The sequence below is a fragment of the Collinsella sp. HCP28S3_B9 genome, from assembly GCF_052066095.1.
In the GTDB taxonomy this organism is placed as follows: Bacteria; Actinomycetota; Coriobacteriia; order Coriobacteriales; family Coriobacteriaceae; genus Collinsella.
On sequence record NZ_JBQHST010000004.1, the window covers coordinates 58,548 to 83,156 of the forward strand.

The 24,609-nt window shown below is 60.6% G+C and carries 21 protein-coding genes and 1 riboswitch; of the genes, 20 read left to right on the top strand and 1 reads right to left on the bottom strand.

The features are described from left to right. Positions 1-33: 33 nt before the first annotated feature. The 7 genes from ACTNBB_RS02005 to ACTNBB_RS02035 all read left to right on the top strand — a co-directional run bounded on the left by ACTNBB_RS02005 (position 34) and on the right by ACTNBB_RS02035 (position 7,450). Entirely contained in the window at positions 34-2,217 is a 2,184-nt protein-coding gene (locus tag ACTNBB_RS02005) for a DUF6020 family protein (RefSeq protein ID WP_441056383.1), read from the top strand. Between the two features lie 166 nt (positions 2,218-2,383). After that, a complete protein-coding gene (locus tag ACTNBB_RS02010) occupies positions 2,384-3,190 on the top strand; it encodes a YebC/PmpR family DNA-binding transcriptional regulator (protein WP_154514825.1) in 807 nt (268 codons plus the stop codon). A gap of 165 nt (positions 3,191-3,355) precedes the next feature. Then, positions 3,356-3,901 (top strand): hypothetical protein, encoded by a 546-nt coding sequence (locus ACTNBB_RS02015; RefSeq protein ID WP_441056384.1) that lies wholly within the window; start codon positions 3,356-3,358, stop codon positions 3,899-3,901. After that, positions 3,894-4,271: a DUF2273 domain-containing protein gene (locus ACTNBB_RS02020; protein ID WP_370450537.1), complete on the top strand. Its 378-nt coding sequence runs from the start codon at positions 3,894-3,896 to the stop codon at positions 4,269-4,271. The genes ACTNBB_RS02015 and ACTNBB_RS02020 overlap by 8 nt, the downstream gene beginning before the upstream one ends. A gap of 44 nt (positions 4,272-4,315) precedes the next feature. Further along, complete coding sequence (locus tag ACTNBB_RS02025; RefSeq protein ID WP_441033445.1) at positions 4,316-4,837, top strand: Asp23/Gls24 family envelope stress response protein; 522 nt, start codon at positions 4,316-4,318, stop codon at positions 4,835-4,837. Positions 4,838-5,044: 207 nt separating this feature from the next. Beyond that, positions 5,045-6,067, top strand: a complete 1,023-nt coding sequence (locus tag ACTNBB_RS02030) for a YitT family protein (RefSeq protein ID WP_441056385.1) — start codon at positions 5,045-5,047, stop codon at positions 6,065-6,067. A gap of 150 nt (positions 6,068-6,217) precedes the next feature. After that, on the top strand, positions 6,218-7,450 hold the full coding sequence (locus ACTNBB_RS02035) for a zinc-ribbon domain-containing protein (protein ID WP_441056386.1): 1,233 nt from the start codon (positions 6,218-6,220) through the stop codon (positions 7,448-7,450). Positions 7,451-7,590: 140 nt separating this feature from the next. Here the strand turns inward: ACTNBB_RS02035 and ACTNBB_RS02040 are convergent, their stop codons facing one another. Beyond that, a complete protein-coding gene (locus ACTNBB_RS02040; RefSeq protein ID WP_441056387.1) occupies positions 7,591-9,054 on the bottom strand; it encodes a M20 family metallopeptidase in 1,464 nt (487 codons plus the stop codon). A 304-nt stretch (positions 9,055-9,358) separates the two neighbouring features. Here ACTNBB_RS02040 and ACTNBB_RS02045 point away from each other — a divergent pair, with 304 nt between their 5' ends. The 13 genes from ACTNBB_RS02045 to ACTNBB_RS02105 form a co-directional block, all read left to right on the top strand. Next, on the top strand, positions 9,359-11,002 hold the full coding sequence (locus ACTNBB_RS02045; RefSeq protein WP_441056388.1) for an amidohydrolase: 1,644 nt from the start codon (positions 9,359-9,361) through the stop codon (positions 11,000-11,002). 920 nt (positions 11,003-11,922) lie between these two features. Continuing rightward, on the top strand, positions 11,923-12,216 hold the full coding sequence (groES, locus tag ACTNBB_RS02050) for a co-chaperone GroES (RefSeq protein ID WP_427718293.1): 294 nt from the start codon (positions 11,923-11,925) through the stop codon (positions 12,214-12,216). 96 nt (positions 12,217-12,312) lie between these two features. Further along, the gene (groL, locus tag ACTNBB_RS02055; protein WP_154514811.1) at positions 12,313-13,950 is read left to right on the top strand and encodes a chaperonin GroEL; all 1,638 of its coding nucleotides are present in this window, start codon (positions 12,313-12,315) and stop codon (positions 13,948-13,950) included. Between the two features lie 370 nt (positions 13,951-14,320). Beyond that, positions 14,321-14,513: riboswitch (FMN riboswitch) on the top strand. A gap of 5 nt (positions 14,514-14,518) precedes the next feature. Then, positions 14,519-15,109: an ECF transporter S component gene (locus ACTNBB_RS02060; RefSeq protein ID WP_441042574.1), complete on the top strand. Its 591-nt coding sequence runs from the start codon at positions 14,519-14,521 to the stop codon at positions 15,107-15,109. Continuing rightward, positions 15,106-17,010 (top strand): energy-coupling factor transporter ATPase, encoded by a 1,905-nt coding sequence (locus tag ACTNBB_RS02065; RefSeq protein ID WP_441056389.1) that lies wholly within the window; start codon positions 15,106-15,108, stop codon positions 17,008-17,010. The genes ACTNBB_RS02060 and ACTNBB_RS02065 overlap by 4 nt, the downstream gene beginning before the upstream one ends. Then, positions 17,010-17,810 carry an energy-coupling factor transporter transmembrane component T family protein gene (locus tag ACTNBB_RS02070; protein ID WP_441056390.1) on the top strand — a complete coding sequence of 267 codons (801 nt, stop codon included), beginning with the start codon at positions 17,010-17,012 and terminating at the stop codon, positions 17,808-17,810. Before ACTNBB_RS02065 ends, ACTNBB_RS02070 begins: the two co-directional genes overlap by 1 nt. A gap of 30 nt (positions 17,811-17,840) precedes the next feature. Beyond that, the gene (locus tag ACTNBB_RS02075) at positions 17,841-18,287 is read left to right on the top strand and encodes a pyridoxamine 5'-phosphate oxidase family protein (RefSeq protein ID WP_441056391.1); all 447 of its coding nucleotides are present in this window, start codon (positions 17,841-17,843) and stop codon (positions 18,285-18,287) included. 54 nt (positions 18,288-18,341) lie between these two features. Beyond that, entirely contained in the window at positions 18,342-18,752 is a 411-nt protein-coding gene (locus ACTNBB_RS02080; protein WP_427718303.1) for a pyridoxamine 5'-phosphate oxidase family protein, read from the top strand. 263 nt (positions 18,753-19,015) lie between these two features. Then, a complete protein-coding gene (gene argC / locus ACTNBB_RS02085) occupies positions 19,016-20,086 on the top strand; it encodes an N-acetyl-gamma-glutamyl-phosphate reductase (RefSeq protein ID WP_441056392.1) in 1,071 nt (356 codons plus the stop codon). A gap of 134 nt (positions 20,087-20,220) precedes the next feature. After that, positions 20,221-21,489, top strand: coding sequence for a bifunctional glutamate N-acetyltransferase/amino-acid acetyltransferase ArgJ (gene argJ, locus ACTNBB_RS02090; RefSeq protein ID WP_441056393.1), 1,269 nt, complete (start codon positions 20,221-20,223; stop codon positions 21,487-21,489). A gap of 81 nt (positions 21,490-21,570) precedes the next feature. Beyond that, positions 21,571-22,551, top strand: a complete 981-nt coding sequence (argB, locus tag ACTNBB_RS02095) for an acetylglutamate kinase (protein ID WP_441056394.1) — start codon at positions 21,571-21,573, stop codon at positions 22,549-22,551. A 68-nt stretch (positions 22,552-22,619) separates the two neighbouring features. Continuing rightward, positions 22,620-23,903, top strand: coding sequence for an aminotransferase class III-fold pyridoxal phosphate-dependent enzyme (locus tag ACTNBB_RS02100; RefSeq protein ID WP_441056395.1), 1,284 nt, complete (start codon positions 22,620-22,622; stop codon positions 23,901-23,903). 440 nt (positions 23,904-24,343) lie between these two features. After that, a partial coding sequence (locus tag ACTNBB_RS02105; protein ID WP_441056396.1) for a transposase occupies positions 24,344-24,609 on the top strand: 266 nt, incomplete at its 3' end.

Sequence of the window (24,609 nt, forward strand, 5' to 3'; positions counted from 1 at the left end):
TTTTGGCAGGTTTCTAGAAAGGCTTTTCGGACTGTGAAGGATTCCGATCTCTCCACAACGGCTGCGCGCGACGCCGCCCGCATCGTTTGGTTTAAGCGCTATCCCGCCAAGCAGACGCTCGTCGCATTTTTGCTCGCCCTGCTGGCGACCACGGCGTTTTCCATCGATTCCGCCCCGGTGTCGAGCAACGCGGTCCTGGCGATCGATCCAAAGGCCTCGGGCATGCTTTACGTGTGCTACGAGGTACTCCTCTCATTTGCCGGCCATACCGACGCTGTGATGCTGCTCGCGCTGGCCTGCCTACTCACGCTGCCGTTTCGCTATGTGTTCTTTGGCCGCGGTGACGCTTGGCGTCCTTCGGTTGTGCTGCCATCGCTGTTCTTTGCCGTCTGCATGGTGTTCGGCCGCAGTTACGACCTCACCGATTCGGCCGAGATTGTGCTGGGCGACAAGGCGCGCGTTATCTGCGCCTGGATTGGCGGCGCGGGCTGGATGCTTCTGGCGATTGTGTCCTTCTATCTGGCTTTTGAGTTTTTGGATTGGTTGAGTTCTCGCCGCATTCCGTTTTCGGAGGCGCATTTTGGCCGCGTGTGGCGTGTTGCCCACGCCGTGCTCTCGGTCCATCCTTTTGTTGGGCCGTTTCTTGTACTCATGATTGTCTGGGTGCCCACGCTTATCGCCTCGCTGCCCGGCCTCTTTATGGGAGATACGGGCGCGCAGATCCGCCAATGGTTCAACTACCCCAACGGCACGAGCGACTACCTGCGCCTGCTTAACCCCAACGTGCTGCTCAACGGCCATCATCCGGTGGTGCACACGGCCATCATCGGCTCGTGTGTGCAACTGGGGCTTTCGCTATTCAATAGCGCCAATGCGGGTCTTGCCATCTACACCTGCGCCCAATTTGTCATCACGGCTGCCTGCGTGGCCTATTCCATATCGTCGCTGCGCAAGCTGGGCGTGAGCCTGCCGGTCCGCGGCGTCATCTTGCTGTTCTTTGCGTTTATGCCGATGTTCTCCAACTACGCGGCGCTGCTGACCAAAGACGTACTGTTTGCCGATGCGTTTCTGGTACTGCTCGTTCAGACCGTCAAGCTCGTGGCATGTGGCCTGCCCCGTCGCGATGTCAATGCCGAGCGCGCGGGCGAGCGCACGCCTGTGCTCTTTGCGCGCCACGACTGGCTGTTGCTCGTGCTGGGCGCCATGGGTTCCACGTTTTTGCGCAATGGCGGCCTGGTCTTTCCGTTGGCGGCCTGCGTGATTGCGGCGGCGTTTTGCGCCTGGGACGCGCATGTGGCCCGTCGCGTGGTCAAACAGTCTGGCGTCGCACCCTCATGCGCCACGCCGCGCTTCCGCTGGGCCGGCGTTCTCGCGGTGCTCGTGCTCTGCCTTGCCTCCAACATGTACTTTACCAAGGTCTTTATGCCCGCGCACGATATCACGCCGGGCTCCAAGCGCGAGATCCTCTCGATTCCGTTTCAACAGACGGCGCGCTTCGTCCAAAAGCACGACGGCCTTAATTCGGGCGTTAACCCTAAGGTCAAAGACGACGGCACGATTGAGGAAGCTCCCTGCGACGGTCTGGTGACCGATAAGGAACGTGCTGCGATCGATCGGGTGCTTAAGTACGAGAATCTGGGCCGCCGTTACAACCCGGATAAGTCGGACGCCGTCAAAAATTGCTTTAATGAGTACGCCTCGCAGGAGGACATCAAGGCCTATTTTGAGGTGTGGGCCCAGATGTTCAAAAAGGATCCCGAGTGCTATATCTCGGCGCTCATCAATAACTACTACGGCTACTTTTATCCGAGTGCCCGCGATGCGTGGGTCTACAGCACGGCGCGCAGTGCCGAGATCATGGCGAAGCCCGATAACCTCAAGTACTTCGACTTCCATCCGGTCGATAGCAAGGTTGTGCGCTGGTGCGACCACCTGATCAACCTGTATCGCGTGGCAGTACAACGCATCCCGTTTATCTCGCTCACCATGAGCTCGGCCACCTATGTGTGGATCATGATCGCTGTGGTGGTCTATCTGCTACGTCGTCATTCGTGGCGCGGGCTGGCCATTTGGGTGCCGCTGCTGGGCGTGCTCGCCGTGTGCTTGATCGGTCCCTGCAACGGCTCGACCTATATGCGCTACCTGTATCCAGTCATCGCCTGCATGCCCTTTGCCATCGGCGCCACCATCACCCGCAGCGACCTCCTCTGGTCCTAACTTGGTGCAAAGGGGACAGGTTACTTTGCACCAAGGGGGCTGCATCATCACGACGCCTTCATTTTGGGGTTTATCTCGCAGGCCACTAGGTATATCATAACGACGTTTGTTTATATTGCCCGAGCATCTGCGCTGGGCTTTAGGTCGAAACCGATAGGAGACACGTATGTCCGGACACTCTAAGTGGGCCACAACCAAGCATCGTAAGGGCGCGCAGGACGCCAAGCGTTCCGCCCTCTTCTCCAAGCTGAGCCGCAACATCACCGTTGCTGCCCGTCTCGGCGGCGACCCGCTGCCCGAGAACAACGCCAGCCTCGCCGCTGCCGTTGCCAAGGCTAAGGCTCAGTCCATGCCCAAGGACAAGATCAAGTCCGCTATCGACAAGGCCTTCGGTTCGGGTGCCGATGCCGCCGTCTACGAGAACATCGTGTACGAGGGCTATGGTCCCGCCGGCGTTGCCGTCTACGTCGACTGCCTGACCGATAACCGCAACCGTACCGCCGCCGATGTCCGTTCCGCCTTCTCCCACGCTGGCGGCAACCTGGGCACCTCCGGCTCCGTCGCCTTCCAGTTTGAGCGCAAGGGCCAGATTGTCGTCGCCAAGGAGATCCTGGACGAGAATGCCAAGAAGGAGACCATGATCGCCAACGGTGCTGCCGGTGACGAGGAAGAGTTCATGATGGCTATCGCCGAGGCCGGTGGCGACGACTACGAGGACGCCGGCGAGGAGTGGATCGTTTGGACCGCCGCCAACGACGTCATGGCTGTTTCCAAGGCGCTCGAGGAGCAGGGCATCCAGGTCAAGGGCTCCGAGACCACTATGGTTCCGACCACCCCGACCGAGGTCTCCGGCGCCGATGCCAAGAAGGTCCAGCGCCTCATCGACCGTCTCGAGGAGCTCGACGACGTTCAGGATGTTTACAGCACCATGGACATGACCGACGAGGTTATCGCTGCCCTCGAGGAGGAGTAGCGCCTGCACGGGTTAAGCCGTGCATATCTGGGCATAATGAAGCGAGCATACAAGCCTCGTGGAATAGATGAGCCGGATCCGCGTGCGTATGGCACCGGACCCGGCTCTTTTATAATGATGCGAATCGTTTTGCATTCTGTGGACCGAAACCTGAAGGGAGCGCGCGTGCGCGTACTCAAACGAGCCCTAGCAACCGTGTACCTTGCCGCCGCCATCGTGGCGCTGGGCACGCTTGTCTGCCAGTTCTGGGGACCGTATACGTATCGCTTTATGCTACTGTTGCGTGACACCATGCCTCGCGTCGTCGTTACGGTGTGCGCCGCCATCGTGGCACTTGGCGTGCTCATCGGGTTTTTCCGCCTGATGTTCGCGCGTCGCGAGCCGTCCTGCGTGCATCCGGCGGGGGAGCGCAACATCGAGGTCACCCTCGCAGCGCTTTCCTCGTGCGCCCGTGCCGCGGCGGAGTGCGATGATCGCGTGATGGTTGAGCGTATCGAGGCGCGCGTTCAAGGCTCCGACGAGTCGCACGTTCGTTTTAAGGTCGAAGCCATCGCGCTCGACGATAAGGACGTTGCCGCTCTTGCCACCTCGATGCAGCAGCGCATCGAGGAGGCCTGCGACACCATGCTCGGCACGCCGGGCACGACCGCACGCGTCCGTTTTTTGCCGTCCAAGACTACCGTCCAGACCGTGGAGGTTTCCGGTGAGTGACACCAATCAAGACAAGACCGTCCGCACCCCGCGCCTGACGATCGACCAGAACGCTACGCCGGCAGGCGAGTCCGCCGACACCAAGCCCGAGGCCGGCGAGCAGCACGACAGCGCCGCCAGCGACTTTGACGAGGCCATGGGTCTCATCAAGGGTACGGGGGCGGCCATCTGGAGCTATGCCGTCCGTCATCCCAACACCACGCTCGGGGCCGTCGCTGGTTTTGTGCTCGCCGTGCTGGTGCTCACGCTCGGCCTGTGGGATACACTCGTCATCGCATTCTTTGTGCTGATCGGCGCCGTGATTGGCCAGATCCGTGACGGCGAGAACGGGATCGTCAACTTCTTCGGCCGTCTGTTTAGCGGCCGCTAGTATGTATTCGACCGCCGCGTGTGCGGTGGGCATAAGGAGGAACCATGGCTTTTAACACGAAGGTCGATGTGGCCGATACCGAGCTCGAGGCAGACGAGACCGTCGCCGCCGAGGCTGAGGACGTAACGCTCGAGGACGGAGCGCTCGTCGAGGCCGAGCCCACCGACGATGCGGACGAGGATGATGAGGAAGCGGACGAGTCCGAGGATTCGCTGACCTATTCCAACGGTGTGATCGAGAAGATCGTCGCCATGGCCACCCGCGAGGTGCCGCACGTCCTGGGCATGAAGGGCAACCTTATGCACTTTGTGCAGGAGCAGTTTGGTGCCGAGAACCTGACCAAGGGCGTGACGGTCGAGGTCACCGATGACAACCGCGTGGTCGTCAACATTTCCGTCATTATCGAGTACGGCGCCTACGCACCCGCGATTTTCGACGACGTTAAGGCGCGCGTGACCGAGCGTCTGGCCGCGATGACCGGCCTTGAGGTGGCAGGCGTCAACCTGCGCATCGAGGATGTCATCACCCCCGAGGAGTACGAGCACCGCACCAGCCAGCACGAGTAACCTACCAAATAGGGCCAGGTTTGTTTCGATAGGTTTTACCTGCGAAAACGCTAAACGGTCGACCGCGCAAGCAAAAGTGCGGTCGACCGTTTTCTATATGCCCTCGATGTAGTCATACCGCTCGTCTAACTAGGGGTTGCAATCTTCGCGCTCCGCGTTACCCTAATGGGCGCATTGTTTCCAAATTGTTAACGAGGGGTTGCCGTAATGGCCGACGAGCACGAAACAGAAAGCAAGGCATGGGCGATTGAGGCCGCTGCGGCAGAGGCGGCGTCGCGTGCCGCCGAGGAGGTGCATCGTCCTCCCGTGGTGCCGATGGAGCGCGTTGTCGGTCGCGAGGATATCGAACGTGGCGAGCGCGCCGGTCAAAAGCGCAGCCAGGAGCCGGGCTTCCCGCGCTTTTTCGCCGAGCTCAATCTAGGCCTGATCCTCACGGCGTTCGCCATCGTGGCCTTTAAAACCCCCAATCACTTTGCCTTCGGCGGAACCTCGGGCGTGTCGGTCATTCTTTCCACGCTGTTCCCGACTCTGCCCGTCGGCGTCTTTATGTGGATCATCAATGCGGTTCTCGTCGTCTTGGGCTTTATCTTTTTGGAGCGCAAGGCAATCCTTTGGAGCGTTTTTGCCTCGTTTGCGCTTTCGGCCTACGTCTCGCTGTTTGAGCTCTTCATTCCGACGGATGTTTCGATGACGGGAGATATGTGGCTCGACCTGTGTTTTGCCGTGATTTTGCCGGCGCTGGGCAGTGCCATTGTCTTTGACATTGGCGCCTCGACGGGCGGCACCGATATCCTTGCCATGATCCTCAAGCGTCGCACGACGCTCGAGATCGGACGCGCCTTGCTACTGGTCGATATCGGCATCGTGACCATCGCGGCCTTTTTGTACGGTCCGCGCGTTGGCCTGTACTGCGTGCTCGGCCTGTTTGCCAAGACGCTTGTGGTCGACAAGGCCATCGAGAGCATTCACTTGCGCAAGGTCTGTACGATTATTTGCGCCGAGCCACGCAAAGTCGAGGAATTTATCGTCAAGCATCTCAACCGCACGGCAACGATCAGCCGCGGCTACGGTGCCTTCTCGGGCAATTGCGTGACGGTGATCATGAGCGTGCTGAGCCGTCGCGAAGCAGTGCAACTGCGCCGCTATACCCGCGATATCGATCCAGATGCGTTTATCACGATCGTTGACAGCTCCGAGATCGTGGGCAAGGGCTTCCGCGGCACGAACTAGCGCGGATATACCCTTCGAACCATTGAATAAAGCCGCCTACGTTTCAAATCGGTCATCTTGGGGTATTTGTCCCCACATTGGGCGATAATGTTGCCAAAGACGTCGTTTGCGATCCAGGTAATTCGCTCTAGATACGAAGGGATGATTTCGATGTTCTGTTCGCAGTGTGGCGCCCCCATGGGCGATAACGACAAGTTCTGCGGCGTGTGCGGTGCCCCTAATGCCGGTGCTGCAGCCTCCGCTCCTCAGGGTCAGCCTCAGCAATTTGTCCCCCAGCCTTCCATGAACGTGCCCAAGGGCTGTGTGGCTCAGGCGTTCCAAGACATGACCAAGACTCCGGGCGTGCTGCAGCGCGTGTGCCAGATTGCTTTTTTGCCGGCGCTTATCTGTGTCGTGTCGGTGCTCGTGCTGTTCATTCCCGTTATCGGCGGTATTGCAGCTGCCATCGGCTTTTTGGCCGCCTGCGTGGCGAGCGTGTGCGGTTCGGGCTTTGGCATCGAGTGGGGTCGCGACCTGTCGCTTAAGATCGATGACGGCATGGATCGTCCGTTGATGCGTTCCGCATCGTTTGGCCTCGGGGTCTTTTCGAGCGTTATTTCGGTCGTGCTCGAGATTATCGCTGCCATTCCCGTTATTGGTGTAGTGCTTTCGCTGGTGGAGAGCGTGGTAATTGGCGCGGCGGGCTCGTATTCGTATTACGGCTCTTCTGCGCTCGAGACTGCGCTGTTTGGCTCGCTTGGCCTGCTTGTCCTGGCTATGATTGCCACGGCGGTCCTGGGAGTCTTCTTTAAGATGTTCGCCGATATCGCCGTGATGCACTTTGCGGTGACCGGTCGCGTCGAGAGCGCGTTTTCGCTCGACAAGGTCTGGGCGGCCTTTAAGAACAATAAGACCAAGCTGTTTTGCGCTTCATTCCTTCCCGAGTTTTTGACGGGCCTGGTCGCCAACGTTGTCACATGGATCTTGACGGCCGTCTTTGGCGCCATTGCCTCTGTCGGTATGTATAGCTACTACTATCGTCCTACGGGTATTGAGGCAATTGTTACCGGCGGTGGCATCGCACTCGTACTGTTCCTGGTGTTGATCGCTTTCGTCACCGTATTTCTAACGGTCTTTGGCAAGATGCTCAAGCACCGTGCCGTTGGCTATTGGGTCGCACGTTATGCAAGCGAGTGGGCCGACGAGGATAAGGACGACGTCCTGACTTTTGTATTGCCCTTCGAGAAGAAGTCCGCTCCTTCGGGTTACAGCGCTCCGGATGTCGCGCCTGAGCCCGAGCCTGAGTCTGTCCCGGGATCTGCGCCGGAGTCCGAGCCCGCGACGGAGTCCGAGCCCACGACGGAGCCCGCGCCAAGCTCCGACGAGGACCCGCAAGACGAGTAGCCCTGTCACCTGCCATTTGGGGATGGGGTAGAAATGGTAGAAATAGTGCTTGACGAATGAGCGGGGGCGGACGTGCCGAAACGTCCGCCCCCGCTTTGACATCGCGATGTGGCTACGGCTGCGAGATGGTCGCGATTCGACTACTCGTTGTGCTTCTCTTCGTGACGAGCGGCGGTGCGAGCTTCGTGGATGCCCTTGATGGCGGCATGGCGAGCCGTGCGGGCATCATGGATGGCGTCACGAGCCTCGGCGGACATCGCCTTGGCAGAGCGTAACTTGGCGGCCAAGGCAGGATTGGTCTCGGCAACCGCGGCGATAGCGGGGCCGTCGAGCTCCTCTTGCGTGGGCTCGGCCAAAAAGTCGATAGCATACTGAGCGGCCACCATGGAGCCCTGAGCCAGCACGGTCTCGTCGATCTTGTAGAAGCAGGAATGTTGGGCGTACGTGGCGCCAATCTTGGGGTTGCGCGTGCCCACAAAGGCAAGCACACCCGGTACACGGCGCAGGTACTCCGAGAAATCCTCGCCCGAAAGCGTGCCGCGATAATGGCCTTCGCCGGCTGCACCCAGACACTTGACCACGGCCTGACGACAACGCTCGCTCGAGGCGACGTCGTTTTCGACCTTGTAGTTGGCGATGGTGTAGTCGGTAAGTTCAGCCTCGGCGCCCAGGGCCGCCGCAGTGTGCTCTACGATGCGGCGCATGAGCTCGGGCATTTCCTCGTGCGTCGAATCGCCATAGGTGCGCACCGTGCCGGCGAGGTAGGCGGTACCGGCGATAACGTTGCGCGCGGTACCGCCGTGCAGCTCGCCGACGGTAATGACGGCCGGCTCGTAGGGGCTGATCTCGCGCGAAACGATGGTCTGCAGGGCGTTGACGATCTCGGCCGCCACCATGACGGCGTCGTGGCCGCGCTGGGGCATGGCGCCGTGGCACGAGGTGCCGCGGACATCAATGCGGAACCAGTCGGTATTGGCCATGCGCGGACCGGGCTCGCAACTTACGGTGCCGGCGTCGACCTCACTCCAGATGTGTGCGGCGTAGGCGCCATCGACGCCGTCGAGCACACCCGTGCCGATCATGAGTTTGGCGCCTTGGCCGTTTTCCTCACTGGGTTGGAAGACGATGCGGACCTCGCCGTGGATGTCGTCGGTCATATGGCGCAGGATCTGCAGCGTGCCGAGCATCATGGCAATGTGGCAGTCGTGGCCGCAGGCGTGCATGCAGCCCTCATTGACGCTGGCGAATTCCTCGCCGGTCTGCTCGGTGACGGGTAGGGCGTCGATATCCGCGCGCAGCAGGATGCGGCGGCGCGGCGTGCCGTCCTCGCGGTAGGCGTCGGGTGCGGTGCCGCGAAGGGTCGCTACCAGGCCCGTCTTAAGCGGGCGCTCGTAGGGGATATTCATGGCGTCGAGCTGGTTGGCGATGTCAGAAGTCGTGCGCTCTTCGGCGAGGCTCAGCTCCGGGTGCTTATGGAAGTGCCGGCGCTGCTTGATGATGTAGGGCTCAAACTCGGCGGCGATATCTTGGATGGCTGCGGTGACGTCATCAGCCGCGCGGGCCTCGGTCGCTGCCATAATCTGCTGTGCCTTGGTCTTCGTCATGGTCGATTTGCTCCTTGCTGGTTTATCGCAAAATCGTACAGGCTCTTTCCAGTATGCCACCTGCCACTTGGGGACGGGGCAGAAATGGTAGAAATGGATACCTCCGTAACCTTGACAGATCCAAATTGCTTATGCACGCAGCCTTGGATGCGGCTGTCAAGTTTGAAATCTACCATTTCTACCCCGTCCCCAAGTGGCAGGCGGGGCCGTTGGGGTTGGGAAAGGTGCCGTTTACCGCTTGACGTTTTGCAGCTGTGGCGGTGGAGTACACTCGGGGGTGTTGAATTTCCTGCCAGAGATGGGGATGCCCATGCAACATATCGATCGGATTATCCGCTCTAAGAACGTCTTTACCTCGCAAGACGGCATCGATACCGCCCGTGAGCTGGCGATTGCCATCGCAGGCGACCGTATCGTCGCAGTCGGAAAGCCCGATGACGTGATCGCCGCCGCTCCTGCCGCCACGCCGGTTATCGACTACGGCGAGCAGTTTGTCTGCCCCGGTTTCCATGACGCTCATCTGCACTTCTTTCATACCTCGGTCGGTTCCTCGCCGTATATGCTCATGGATGGGGGCACGTCCGAGGTGGCGCTGGTGCAGCACGTGCTCGAGTTTTCCCAGGATCTGCCCGACGACGCTTGGGTTGTGACGCAGGGCTGGCGCGACTACCGTTGGGACCCGCCCGAGCATCCTACCAAGGCGTCGCTCGATGCGGCATTTCCCGATCGTCCCTGCGTTATGTACTCGGGCGACGGCCACACGCTGTGGCTCAACAGTCGCGCTCTCGAGGCGCTCGGCGTCACGCGCGATAGCGAGCCGCCAGCGGGCGGCAGCTACGACAAGGACGCAAACGGTGAGCTCACGGGCATTGCTCACGAGGCGGCTGCCATGCAGCTGTTGCCGCGCTGCCTTGAGTGGCTGGGCGAAGATCGCATCGCAAGCGCTTACGCCGATCAAATGAGGCGCATGGCCGAGCAGGGCATCACCTCGATCTGCGACATGTCGCTCATGCCCATGCCGGGCTGCGATTTTATCCGCGACGACGTCTACGACAAACTGCAGACAGCCGGCAAGCTGGGCATTCGTGCCCATCTGTTCCCCACGCTGCTGGATGACCAGTCGCGTCTAGAAGAGCTGCAGGCACGTTACGCGAACAACGCACTGCTTTCGGCGCCGGGCTTTAAGCAGTTCTTTGACGGCGTGTCGAGCGAACATACGGCATATCTCACCGAGCCCTATACCAATCCGCGCTTCCCGGGCGACCAAGGCCGTCTGACGGTTTCCGCCGAGCGCATGCGCAAGCTGGTTCTGGCGGCTGCGGAGCGCGGCCGCGCCGTGCGCATCCACGTTATCGGCGACGGTGCGATTCATGCCGCGCTGGATATCTTCGAGGAAGCCGCCGGTCTGTACGGCCTGCCCCAGCACGGCCACAACACGCTCGAGCACCTGGAGAACCTCCTGCCCGAGGACATCGATCGCCTGCGCAAGCTCAACGTGGTCGCCTCGAGCCAGCCCTGCCACATTACGCTCGACCCGGGTGGACCGGAGCGCGATTTGGGCTTGGAGCGCAGCCGCATCATGTGGCCGTTCGCAACCTATAAGCAGCGCGGCATTCGCCAAGCCTTCGGTACCGACAGCCCCATCACGCCCGTTACCAGCATGGACGTGCTCTACACGGCTATCACGCGCCAGGACCCCAAAAGCCACTGGCCCGAGGGCGGCTGGTTACCGAGCGAGCGCATCGACGCGGCAACGGCTTTGCGCAACTACACCTTGGGCAGCGCCTATGCAGCAGGCGACGAGCAAAACCTCGGCAGCTTGGAGCCCGGCAAGTATGCTGACCTGGTAGTCCTGGATCAAAACCCGCTCACTGTTGACCCCCAAGAGCTGCAAGCCACCAACGTTCAGGCCACCTACCTGGCAGGTAACGTAATCTACGAGCGCTGATGCTCATGCCGTGTCGTTAAACGCGGCCCGGGCGACTTATTTTGGGATGGCGCTCGAGCCACGTCTGCATATCGGTGGGGACTCGTTATGAGCGTCCCTGCTCTGCCGGATTTGTGCGTGGGGTGGAGGCGCTGCTGCCCCGCGCGTTCAAATTGGACATTTGCAATGCTGCCTCATGGTGTTTGCATACTTCCCATTACAGATTGCATAAAAAGGTTGGGATGTTCTTTCTGGCCCTGATGTACCCCCGCCTGGGCCGTGCAAAAAACGGAGTATTCAGCACTGCGAGCTCTGCCGGCGCCGTTGCGGTCGGGTAATGTCATGGGGATTGACGTCATTTTGGCGTCCGGGCAGGCACGAGGCATGCCTTTATGCCCTGATGGGGTCTGCCTGCCGACCCAAATCGCCGGTCGAAGGCGTCCTTGGGACCAATAAGATGTGTCTGGCGCGTATACAGCCATCCTGGTCTGCTGAATACTCCCAAAAATGCACGGCGCTCCCCAGGGGACCCGTGCGTGCAGCGAAAGCCATGCCCATGTTCCTATCCACATCGCCATTTTGCTGCGCTGACGTTTCTGAATGCCGCGCCCGAACTAGTTAACTTGGCTCCCGTGTGGCGCCGGAGGGGCGGGATATAAGGTTTATCGCGAGTTCCGCACGAGCCGAAGGTCACGTAATGTGGCCTTCGTGCGAGCAGGACTGCCCGAGCAGGAAACCTTATGCCCCGCCCCTCCGGCGCCACACGGGAGCTGCGCACAAGTTATCCCCCCGGCATTCAGAAAATCTAAGTGCCAAAAAATAAGATTTTTTGACTCTGTGTTGTATAACCCGCCATTCGTGGGTACCATTCAACGCGTACGCAAACAAATGGGGTTAATTCGCGTGGCATAACCACGCGGCCCAAAAAGGAGGAGACAAGCATGTCATCATTGAAACCGCTTGCAGATCGTGTTCTGGTCAAGCCCGACGAGGCCGAGCAGAAGACCGCTTCTGGTCTGTATATCGCCAGCAACGCTCAGGAGAAGCCGCAGCGCGGCACCGTCGTTGCCGTTGGCGCTGGCAAGGTCAACGACAAGGGTGAGCGCATCCCCATGGACGTCAAGGAAGGCGACGTTGTCATCTACGGCAAGTTCGGTGGCAACGAGGTCAAGGTCGACGGCGAGAAGTATCTGCTGATGCGCGCCGACGACATCTACGCCGTCGTCGAGGCCTAGTCTCATCAGGCTCTCTGATTCGTCTTTGAACGCGGTCGCCGCATAGGACTCGGAAGCGGCGACGTGAGTCACATTTCTTTTGGAGGATTACCTACCATGGCAAAGAACATTACGTTCAATACCGATGCCCGCGCTAAGCTCGCCAAGGGCGTCAACACTCTGGCCGATGCCGTTACCGTCACCATGGGCCCCAAGGGTCGCTATGTCGCCCTGCAGCGCACGTTCGGTGCCCCGACCATCACCAACGACGGCGTTTCCGTCGCCAAGGAGATCGAGCTCGAGGACAACATTGAGAACATGGGTGCCCAGCTGGTGAAGGAGGTCGCCACCAAGACCAACGACACCGTGGGTGACGGCACCACCACCGCAACCCTGCTCGCTCAGGCCATCGTTAACGACGGTCTTCGCAACGTCGCCGCTGGCGCCAACCCGCTGGCCATCCGTCGCGGCATCGACAAGGCCGTCAACGCCGCCGTCGCCGAGATGAAGAAGCAGGCCAAGCCGGTCGAGACCAAGGAGCAGATTGCTTCCGTCGGTACCATCTCCGCTGGTGACCCCGAGGTCGGCGAGAAGATCGCCGAGGCCATGGAAGTCGTGGGCAAGGACGGCGTCATCACCGTCGAGGATTCCCAGACGTTCGACATCACCATCGACACCGTCGAGGGCATGCAGTTCGATAAGGGCTACGTCTCCGCTTACTTCGTCACGGACAACGACCGCATGGAGGCCGTGATGAAGGATCCGTACATCCTCATCACCGACCAGAAGATCTCCAGCGTCCAGGACATCATGCCTGTTCTCGAGGCTGTCCAGCGCGCTGGCCGTGGCCTGCTCATCATCGCTGAGGACATCGACGGCGAGGCCCTGCCCACCCTCGTCCTCAACAAGATCCGCGGCGCCCTCAACGTCTGCGCCGTCAAGGCTCCGGGCTACGGCGATCGCCGCAAGCGCATTCTCGAGGACATCGCCGTCCTCACCGGTGGTCAGGCTGCTCTGGACGAGCTGGGCGTGAAGGTCGCTGACATCACCGCCGATATGCTCGGTACCGCTAAGTCCGTTACCATCTCCAAGGACAACACCGTCATCGTCGGCGGCGCTGGCTCCAAGGAGGCCATCGACGCCCGTATTGCTCAGATCAAGGGCGAGATGGAGAACACCACCTCTGACTTCGACCGCGAGAAGCTCCAGGAGCGCCTGGCCAAGCTCTCCGGTGGCGTTGCCGTCATCAAGGTCGGCGCTGCCACCGAGTCCGAGCTCAAGGAGATCAAGCACCGCGTCGAGGACGCCCTGCAGGCAACCCGCGCTGCTGTCGAGGAGGGCATTGTCGCTGGCGGCGGCGTCGCCTTCATGGACGCTGTGCCTGCGCTCGATGCAGTCGAGATCGACGACCCCGAGGAGAAGATCGGCGTCGACATCGTCAAGAAGGCTCTGACCGCTCCGGTCGCAACCATTGCCAAGAACGCTGGCTTTGAGGGCGCTGTCGTGGTCGACAAGGTCGCCGAGCTGCCCGCTGGCCAGGGCCTCAACTCTGCCAGCGGCGAGTGGGGCGACATGATCGAGATGGGCGTCCTCGACCCCGTCAAGGTCAGCCGCGTCACCCTGCAGAACGCTGCTTCTGTCGCCAGCCTGATTCTCATCACCGAGGCCACGGTTTCCGATGTGCCCAAGAACACTCAGCTTGAGGATGCTATCGCTGCTGCTACCGCTGGTCAGCAGGGCGGCGGTATGTACTAAGGCCGACAAGGTCTAGAACTCCCACCGGGAATCCGGGGGCGTGACGGGGTTTCTCTCCGGAACGTCCTCGGACATGCAAAGAGGCTCCGCATCGCGCTTCGCGCTGCGGAGCCTCTTTGCGTCCTGCGGAATGTTCCGGAGAGAAGCCCCGTCACGCCCCCGGATTCCCTACGTTTACGGCCTTGAGGTCGGCTCGCGGAGAAGGACATGGTTGATGGGGGTACGTGTCCCTTTCGCTGTTTCGCGGCTTTGCCGCGAAAAGCGCGTTACTTTGGGGAGGGTGGGGAACGTGGTTGTTGCGGCAACTGATCCCCACCACAAATTACCTTTGGCATACTTGCGCAAAAGCCTGCCCGTGCTAGACTTGGAATTGCTGTTTCAGGGCGGGGTGAAATTCCCCACTGGCGGTAAATCGGACGGTGCCAGAGGGGCGCCGTGGCGCAGGCGAGGTGCCTGCGTCCGAGCCGATGAGTCCGCGACCCGTGCGTGCGTTGGTTCGCATGTCGGCTGAACTGGTGAGATCCCAGTACCAACGGTTAGAGTCCGGATGAAAGAGGCAGGTGATCTTATGTCTGAACAGTCGCAGCATATCCATTTTGAGAACACGAATAGGTGGAGCACTAAACAGCTCGTTACCATGGCGCTGATGTGCGCCTTGGGCGCCCTGTTTATGTACGTGCAGCTGCCCATCCTTCCTTCGGCGCCGTTTTTGACCTACGACCCGTCGCTGGTGCCGGCGATGGTGTGCGGTTTTGCGTATGGTCCCGGCACCGGTACTGCTGTTGCCGCTATGGCTATCGTTATTCACGCGCTCACCACGGGTGACTGGGTCGGTGCGCTTATGAACCTGGTTGCCACGCTGGGCTACATTCTGCCCGCGGCTATCGTCTACCAGAAGATGCATACCTATAAGGGTGCCGTGATTGGCCTGGTGTTCGGCGTCATTGCCGCTACGGCACTGTCTATGGTCGCAAACCTTACCATTGGCGTATGGTTCTGGTATGGCTCGGTCGATGCGATCGCTCCGCTCATGGTTCCTGCCGTGCTGCCGTTCAACCTTATCAAGACCGTGCTCAACTCGGTGCTCACGCTTGCAGTGTACAAGGCGGTCTCCAACCTCATCACGCCTAAAAAGAACCAGGTCAAAGGCCGCGCATGATTGATTGTCGAGGCGTTTCCTTTAGCTATGACGGTGTCACGCCGGCGCTCGACGGTATCGATCTGAACATCGAGGATGGCGAGTTTTTCTGCATCCTCGGCGGCAATGGGTCGGGCAAGTCGACGTTTGCCAAGCATCTGAATGCGCTGCTGCAGCCCGATGCAGGCACGGTGCGTATCAACGGCATGGATGCGTCCGATCCCGAGCTGGTCTACGACATTCGTTCGACCGCGGGCATGGTGTTCCAGAATCCCGATGATCAGCTGGTGGCGACGCTTGTCGAGGACGATGTTGCGTTTGGTCCCGAGAACTTAGGGGTCGAATCGGCGCAAATTGCGCAGCGCGTACGCGAGGCGCTGAAGGGTGTGGGCCTGGTGGGCTTTGAGCGCCACGAGACCCATGCACTTTCGGGCGGCCAAAAGCAGCGCGTGGCGCTTGCCGGCGTGCTCGCCATGGAACCGCGCGTGCTCATATTGGACGAGGCTTCCTCGATGCTCGATCCGCGTGGACGTAAGGGCCTCATGAAGGTTTGCCGCGCGTTGCACGATCGCGGCATGACCATCGTGATGATTACGCACTTTATGGAAGAGGCCGCCGAGGCCGATCGTGTCGCGGTGTTTCGGGCGGGGCGCGTTGCCATGCTCGGTGCGCCCGAGGAAATCTTGACGCGGGCGGACGAACTCGCGCGGCTGAACCTGGATATGCCGGCATCGTGCTGTCTAGGTAGGGCACTCCGCGCGAAGGGCGTACCCGTTTGCGCGCAGGTGCGTGAGGCGGATATGGTCGCCGAGATTGCACAGGTTTATGCTGAGCGGAGCGGGGCGGACGTCGCTGGGCGGCCCTCCGCATCCGATTCTCGTGTGCTTGACCATGAATCCTCTGCAGCCGACGGGATGGTCGCGTCGGAACCCGTCATCGAGATTTCGCACCTCTCGCATAGTTACACGCTGAGCGCCCGCGAGCGCCGCCGATGGCGCAAGCGCTCGACCACTGTGGGCGCATCGGGCAAACAGGCTCTTTGGGGCAACGATCCAAACAGCCCCTGGGCGCTACGTGATGTTTCGCTGACGGTGCGTCGCGGCGAGTTTCTGGGCCTGGCGGGTCATACCGGCTCGGGTAAATCAACGCTGGTTCAGCACCTCAACGGGCTGATTCGTCCACAGGAGGGGAGCGTTTGCGCACTGGGACTCGACCTATCAAGCAAGAAAGGCGCCGCCGCGGTTAAGGCCAAGGTCGGCGTGGTGTTTCAGTATCCTGAGCGCCAGCTATTTGCCGAGACCGTGGCGCAGGACGTGGCGTTTGGCCCGCGCAACCTTGGCCTGCCGCAAGACGAGGTTGTTCGCCGTGTCGCAACATCGCTTGCGCGCGTGGGCCTCGACCTTGCTGCGATAGGCGACAAGAGCCCCTTTGAGCTTTCGGGCGGTCAGCAGCGCCGCGTGGCGTTTGCCGGCGTGCTCGCCATGGAGCCCGAGGTCCTGGTGCTCGACGAGCCCATGGCGGGGCTCGATCCGGCTGCGCGCAGGGATTTCCTGGAGCTCATCGATCGGCTCCATCGTGAGGGCCTGACCGTTGTCATGGTTTCGCACAGCATGGATGACCTGGCCAATTGCTGCGACCGTATCGTTGTGATGAACGAGGGCACGGTGTTTGCCGAGGGCACGCCCGCTCAGGTTTTTGCGCATGCGGATGAGCTTAAATCAATCGGCTTGGGTGTTCCCGCTGCGCAGCGCATGGCATTGTCGCTCGTGCAAGCCGGTGTGCCGCTCCGCTGCGACAAGCTTTATACGGTTGAGTCGCTGGCCGACGAGTTGGCCGGCATGCTGCTAGGCTGCGCGGACGGACCTTTGAGGGCGTCGCGTCAGGCTGGTTCCAAGATGGCCACGCAAGAGGAGGGCTGCTAATGGAGGCATTCTCATTTGGCAGCTACTATCCGGGGGAAAGCGCAGTGCATCGTCTGGATCCGCGCACTAAGTTGCTCCTAGGTTTCGCATTTCTGATCACTGCGCTCACCGTCGGCAGCTTCCGCGGGCTGGTTCCGATCGCAATTTTTGTCGTGCTGGTCTATGTCGCGGCCCGGGTTCCGTTGCGTCGGGTCCTATCGTCGATGGCACCACTGCTGGCGATTGTCGTGGTGGTCGCGGTGCTCAACCTGTTTTCCGATCAGAGCGGCCGCATCCTGTGGCAGTTTGGCTTTTTGCAGGTGAGCGAGGGTTCGCTGCGTTCTGCGACGTTTATGGCGTGTCGCCTGACGATGATGATGGCCGGCATGAGCGCCATTACGCTCACCACGCCGACGCTCGACCTCACCGCGGGTTTTGAGCGCCTGCTCGCACCATTCGCGCGCGTGGGGCTTCCGGCGCACGAGCTCGGCATGATTATGGGTATCGCGCTGCGGTTTATGCCACAATTTGCCACCGAGATGAAACAGACGGCCGATGCACAGGCAAGCCGTGGCGCGCGCGTGACGGGCGGTCCGCTCGGTGGCGTGCGCATGCTCGGCAGTGTGGCGATTCCGCTGTTTACTGGCGTGTTCCGTCATGCCGAGACGCTTTCGGCCGCCATGGATGCGCGCTGCTATCACGGCGAGCGGGGACGCACGCGTCTGCATGCGCTTACGCTTGGCCGTGGGGATGCACTGGCCGCGGTGGCGATGGCGCTGCTGGTGGCATGCGTTGTCGTTATCAATCTTCAACTCGTCTAAGCTCGATTCGAGCGCAAGAAAGGGGTCTCTATGACCGACATCAATCGCACGGCTCAGCTCGAGCGCGTCTGCTCGTATCTCAGGCGCATTCCGGCGTGGTATCTTGCCACGACCGATGCAAACGACGGGCATCAGCCCCGCGTGAGGCCGTTTTCGTTTGCCATGATCGATAACGACAAGCTGTGGTTTTGCACGTCGCGCGACAAGGACGTGTGGGCGGAGTTGAGCAAGAATCCCAAGTTTGAGGTGTCGGGCTGGAAGCCGGGGGAGTGCTGGATCGTGTTAACTGGCGAGGCCGCACTCGAGGACGATGCATTCGTGAGTGACAAGGTGCGCCAGACGGGCTTTAAGCACATGGTGGGCATTGGCGAGCAACACGATAGTGCCAACGATGGCCGCCTTGCGTTCTTCTCGGTCCGCAACATCGCCGCGCGGTTCTGCGATATCGACGGCAGCGAAGAGCTCCTCGAGCTTTAATTTCCCAAATTAGCTGCCCATTCCAAAAAGACTGGTCAGATGACAGGAGGAAACGTGGACGGATTGAATACGGTGCTGGAGTATCTGACGTCGGTGCCGGCGTGGTACCTAGCGACGAGCGTGGACGGGCAGCCGCATGTGCGTCCGTTCTCGTTTGCGCAGATTCAGGACGGCAAGCTGTGGTTTGTAACGGCGCGCACCAAAGATGTGTGGCAAGAGCTGCTGCAAAACCAGCGCTTTGAGGCCACGAGTTGGTGGCCGGGCCATGGTTGGTTGATCCTGCGCGGACGTGCGGGTCTGGACGACCGGGCTTCGGATGAAATGCGCGAGGCCGGGTGGAAGCATCTTGAGCGCTTGAGCGAGCACTATGAGGGGCCTAACGACCCCACGCTCGTCTTCTTTAGCGTCGAGGACCCCGAGGCTTTTATCTGCAATCACGACGAATGGGTTCCGGTCGAGCTCTAGGCTGCTCTGGGCGACCCTTAAGTTTGGTATTCCGTATAAGGTGGGCTCTGCATTGGCCAGCAGCATGATGCGCTGCGGCTAATGCAGAGCTCGCTTATTTTTTGTCAATTCTTTCAAGCGAATGTGTCGGGTATGTTTCAATGCATGAAGACACAAATTATTTGCGTAAATATGCATTCTCGGGTGCTAAAGTTTCAACCTACCTCATAACGACAGCTGCGGAATGCGCAATGACGCATAAGACCGCAGACAAGGAGTCCGATATGTCTTTAAAGGTTGGAATCGTCGGCGCGGCTGGATATGCCGGCGCCGAGCTTATTCGCCTCGTGCTCGGCCATCCCGAGTTTGAACTTGTTGCCATTACGTCCAACGCCGATGCCGGCCAGCTGCTGTCCGCGGTGTATCCGAGCTTTGCTGGCGTGAGCGATCTGGTTTTCACCACGCATGACGCCCCTGAACTCAAGAGCTGCGATGCGGTTTTTCTCGCCGTGCCGCACACGGCTGCCATGGCACAGGTGCCCGCTCTGCTTGCGTCGGGTGTCTCTTGCTTTGATCTTTCGGCCGATTACCGTCTGAGCGACGCGTCTGTCTTTGAGACATGGTATGCCGCCGAGCACACGAGCCCCGAGTTGCTCAAGACACGTGCCTTCGGTCTGCCCGAGTTGTTCTGCCGGGACTTAGAGACCGCTGCATCCGACCACGCCGACGGCAAGCCCGTACTGGTCGCCTGCGCCGGTTGCTATCCCACCGCAACGAGTCTTGCTGCCGCGCCTGCCGTGCGTGCGGGCTGGGTGGCCCAGAGCGGCCCCGTAGTCGTCGACGCCATCAGTGGCGTGACGGGTGCCGGTAAGTCGTGCAACACCCGCACCCATTTTTGCAGCGCGGACGAGAATCTGGAGGCCTATGGCGTAGGAAAACATCGCCATACGCCAGAAATCGAGCAAATTCTGGGCCTTACCGATCGCGTCGTCTTTACTCCGCACCTGGCACCGCTCAAGCGCGGCCTGCTCTCTACGGTGACGATGCCGCTCGCAACGCAGGCTCTCGAAGCGCTGACTCTTGAGGATGCCGTCGACCATTACAAGAAGTTCTACGCCGGTCGTACCTTTGTGCGCGTGCTCGATGCCGGCCAGCAGCCAAAGACGGCTTCGGTTGTCGGTACCAATGCCGCCCAGATCGGCCTTGCGCTCAACAAGCGTGCGGGCGTGCTGGTGGCGACGGGCGCCATCGACAATTTGTGCAAGGGCGCTGCGGGCCAGGCGGTCCAGTGCGCCAACATCGTCTTTGGTTTTGACGAGCGACGAGGCTTGCCCACAGTGGCGTGCCCGGTGTAGCACATTCGATTATTAACGATTTGGTAGTCGGGTATCGAGTTTGGCGCCACTTTTAAGCTGGTCTCATGATTGTGGCTGGCATGGCGCACCAACCGATGCCCATTTTTTGTTTGACATAAGGAGTCGTAAAGACGATGAATGCTGAGCAGTTCGATATCAAGATTCGTGCCGTAGAGGGCGGCGTAACGGCGGCAGCCGGCTTTAAGGCGGCGGGCATCCATGCCGGATTCCGCAAGAATCCCGAGCGCCTGGATTACGCGCTCGTTGTGCCCGATAAACCCTGTCCCGGGGCCGGCGTGTTTACGACCAACCGCTTTTGTGCGGCGCCCGTGCAGGTGAGCCGTGCCAACCTGGGCGGTACGGACAAGGGCTATGGCATCATCGCCGGTGTTTCAATTAACTCCGGCAACGCGAACGCCGCCACGGGCGAGACCGGCCTTGCCTGTGCGCGCGAGACGTGCAATATCGCCTCGCAGGTCATTGGCTGTGAACCCCAACAGATTTTAGTTGCCTCCACGGGCGTGATCGGACAGATTCTGCCGATCGATACGTTTGAGACGGCAATTCCGTCCGCCTACGAGGCACTCTCTGCCCATGGCGGCGCCGATGCAGCCCGTGCCATCATGACGACCGATACGCATTCCAAGGAGTATGCCGTTCGCTATCGCAGTGAGGCTGTGGGCCATGTGGGCAACGCTTATACGGTGGGCGGCATGTGCAAGGGATCGGGCATGATCATGCCCAATATGGCCACCATGATCGCGGTCATTACTACCGATGCCCCCGTCGAGTCGGCGGCGCTCCACACCCTACTGCTCTCGACCGTTAAACAGACCTTTAATAAAGTGACGGTCGATTCCGATACCTCGACCAACGACACCTGTATCATGCTGGCTTCTGGCGCTGCCGCCGCGGATGCCGAGGCCATCGTCGAGGGCACTGACGCCTTTGACGAGCTGGCCTTTGCCGTGCACGAGGTGTGCGAGAGCCTGGCACGTAACATCGCGGCCGATGGCGAGGGTGCGTCAAAGCTCGTGACGGTTAACGTCACCGGCGCCGCCAACGACGAGGAAGCCGATATCGCCGCCCGTGCCGTCGCCAACTCGCCGCTCGTCAAGACCTGCATCGCTGGCCACGACTGCAATTGGGGTCGCGTTGCCATGGCGCTCGGCAAGTGCGGCGTAAAGTTTAATCAGGAAGACGTTTCCATCGACATGATGGGCATGCCCGTCTGCCGCGATGGCCTGACTGTTCCTTTTGACGAGGACGAGGCCCTGCGACGTTTTGAGGCGCCCGAGATCGTGATTTCGGCCGACCTGGGCGCAGGCGACGCGGCAACGACCGTGTGGACCTGTGACCTCACGCACGAGTACATCTCAATCAATGGTGACTACCGCTCCTAGATTCCAGGCACGCTGCGCATCTCGCCGCGATTGCGGGCAGCGGAGCACAGCGCGATAACGATACGAAAGACGAGGCAGATTATGAAATTCGCACGCGATTGTCGTTCGAGCGAATCCAACGAAGCAACTGCGCAGCTGCTGTTCGAAGCGCTGCCGTGGATTAAAAACCTGACCGGCAAGACGGTCGTTATCAAGTATGGCGGGGCCGCCATGGTAGACGAGCAACTGCGTCGCGACGTGATGAGCGACATCGTTTTGCTCAAGATTATCGGCATGCGCCCCGTCATCGTGCATGGCGGCGGTAAAGCCATCAACGAGGCGCTGAGCCATTACGATATGCCCGTCGAGTTTAAGAACGGTCAGCGCGTGACCACGCCGGCGACCATGGATATCGTGCGCGAGGTGCTGGGCGGCAAGGTTAACCAAGAGCTGGTGGCGGCAATCAACCACCACGGTAACTTGGCCGTGGGCGTATCGGGCAGCGACGCCGGCACGCTCATCGCCGAGCCGCTCGACCCCGAGCTCGGACGCGTGGGCAAAGTGACGCACGTCAACACCGACTACATCGAGCACTTGCTCGATAGCGAGTATATTCCCGTCATCGCTACTGTCGCGGCGGGGGAGGACGGTGGCTTCTTCAATATCAACGCCGACACCGCCGCCGGTGCCGTTGCGGCGGCGCTCCACGCGCACAAGGCGATCTTTTTGACCGACGTCGACGGCCTGTACAAGGACTTTAGCGATAAAGACTCGCTCATCTCCAACCTAACGCTCGACGAGGTTAATGAGATGCTCTACGGTGGCGAGGTCGATAAGGGCATGATTCCCAAACTGCGCGCGGCCGTCGATGCGCTTGTCGGCGGCGTATTTCGCGCTCACATCATTAACGGTACCACGCCGCATTCGCTGCTCCTGGAGCTGCTGACCGATGCCGGTGTCGGCACCGTGATCCACTCTACCGAGACGGCCTACGAATTTGATACGCACCCGCACCCGCTTTCGACCTTTGCGGCGCGCCTGACCGAGAACCTCGACGAGGTCGAGAAGCTCCAGACGGTCTAGCTGGTTAGAAATCGTCACACCGTTACACCCACAGTCCGCGCCACCTGGCGCTTAACGAAAGGCATCTCATGTCACTTGCAGCTCAACAATCGCTCGAATCCCACTACGTTATGCAAACCTTTGGCCGCTCGCCGGTCGAGTTTGTCGAGGGCCACGGCATGAAGCTCACCGGCGACGATGGTCGCGAATATCTCGATTTTCTTGCAGGTATTGGCGTATGCAGCCTAGGCCACGGCAACCCGGCGGTGCTCTCGGCGCTCGAGGCCCAGGCCAAGAAGCTCCTGCATGTCTCGAACTACTTCTACATTGAGCAGCGCGGCCAGGTCGCGGCGTTGCTGTCCAAGCTCGCCAACGACGATGCGGACGGTGCGCGCGTGCTTGCCGACGCGATTGCCGCTGGCGACGAGACCACGGCGGCGGCGCTTGGCGCTCCGGCTGCGGGCGAGCAGGTGTGGGAGACGTTCTTTGCCAATTCCGGTGCCGAGGCCAACGAGGGGTCTATGAAGCTCGCGCGTCTGTATGCCAAACGTGCCGGCAACGGTGGCAACACCATCGTGTGTATGCGCGGCGGATTTCATGGTCGTACGCTCGAGACCATTGCCGCGACCATGCAGGATTGGCTGCAGGACAGTTTCCGCCCGCTGCCGGGTGGCTTTGTGGCATGCACACCCAACGATGTAGATGAACTGCACGCAATCTTTAAGCAGCTGGGAAGCGAGATTTGCGCTGTGATGCTCGAGCCGATCCAGAGCGAAAGCGGTGTGCATCCCATGACCGAGGAGTTTATGGCGGCGGCGCGCGACTTGGCACACGAGGTGGGTGCCGTGCTTATCGCCGATGAGGTCCAGTGTGGTATTTTCCGCTCCGGCAAGCCGTTCGCGTTCCAGACTTATGGTGTGGAGCCCGATATCATGAGTCTTGCCAAGGGCATCGCCGACGGCGTGCCCATGGGTGCCGTGGTGGCAAAGAAAGAAATCGCTGACATCTTTAAGCCCGGCGACCATGGTTCGACCTTCGGCGGCAGCTGCTTGGCCATCGCGGCGTGTGCCGCGACGCTCTCCGCGCTTGTGCGCGGTGACTACGCAGACCATGCCGCCAAGGTGGGTGCCTATATGGAGGCAAGGCTCGCCAAGCTGCCGCATGTTACCGAGGTGCGTGGTCGCGGCCTAATGCTCGGCTGCGATTTGGACGATGCTGCGGGTGATGCGCACGACGTTGTGGCTCGCGCATTGGTGGCTGGTGCGGTGATTAACGCTACAGGTGCACATACACTGCGCTTCCTGCCGCCGCTCGTGTGCGAGGAAGCCGATGTGGACAGCCTAATCGAGATCCTGGCGGGTGTTTTAGCTTAGCGCCATCAGACATAGCAGTTTGAAGCGGGTTCCAGACCGTCACGTGCCGTTTGGCGCACGATTGGGCAAACTGGAGCCCGTTTTGCTATCGATTTGCCATGGCTGGGATAGGCCGTGTGCAAAAAAGAAAGGCCCCCATCGCTGGGAGCCTTTTCAATCAAGTGGTGGGCGATGAGAGATGTCCGCGTGCGGCTGGCGCCGCCCGCGCCCCGCTTCGTCGCTCCGCTCCTCGCGTGCTGCGCTGGAAAACGCTTCGCGTTTCCTCAGCTCCGCACCCTTGCGGGTTCTAATCCCATGCACCGGGCGCAAACAAAAACGGTCCCCTGGTGACGCATAATTTCTTTCGCAAATTGACAACCGCATAGCGGAACACGGCCCGCGCCCCGTCATATGATTTCTAGCGACTAAACAACAAATCACCGACGAAGGGGGCACGGGCCGTGTCTGCGAACATCGTATCAGTCGACGAGGAGTCGCTGCGCAACGACATAAAGAATCTGGTGAGGAAGACCGTCGAGGAGACGCTCAACGCACTGCTCGACGAGGAGGCGTCCGAGCTCGTCGGGGCCGAGCGCTACGAGAGGACGGCGGGCCGGGAGGCCTACCGCAGCGGCCACTACACGAGGAGGCTCGTCACGGGCGCCGGGGAAGTCGAGCTCAGCGTGCCGAAGCTCCGCGGGGCGACCTTCCAGACGGCCGTCATCGA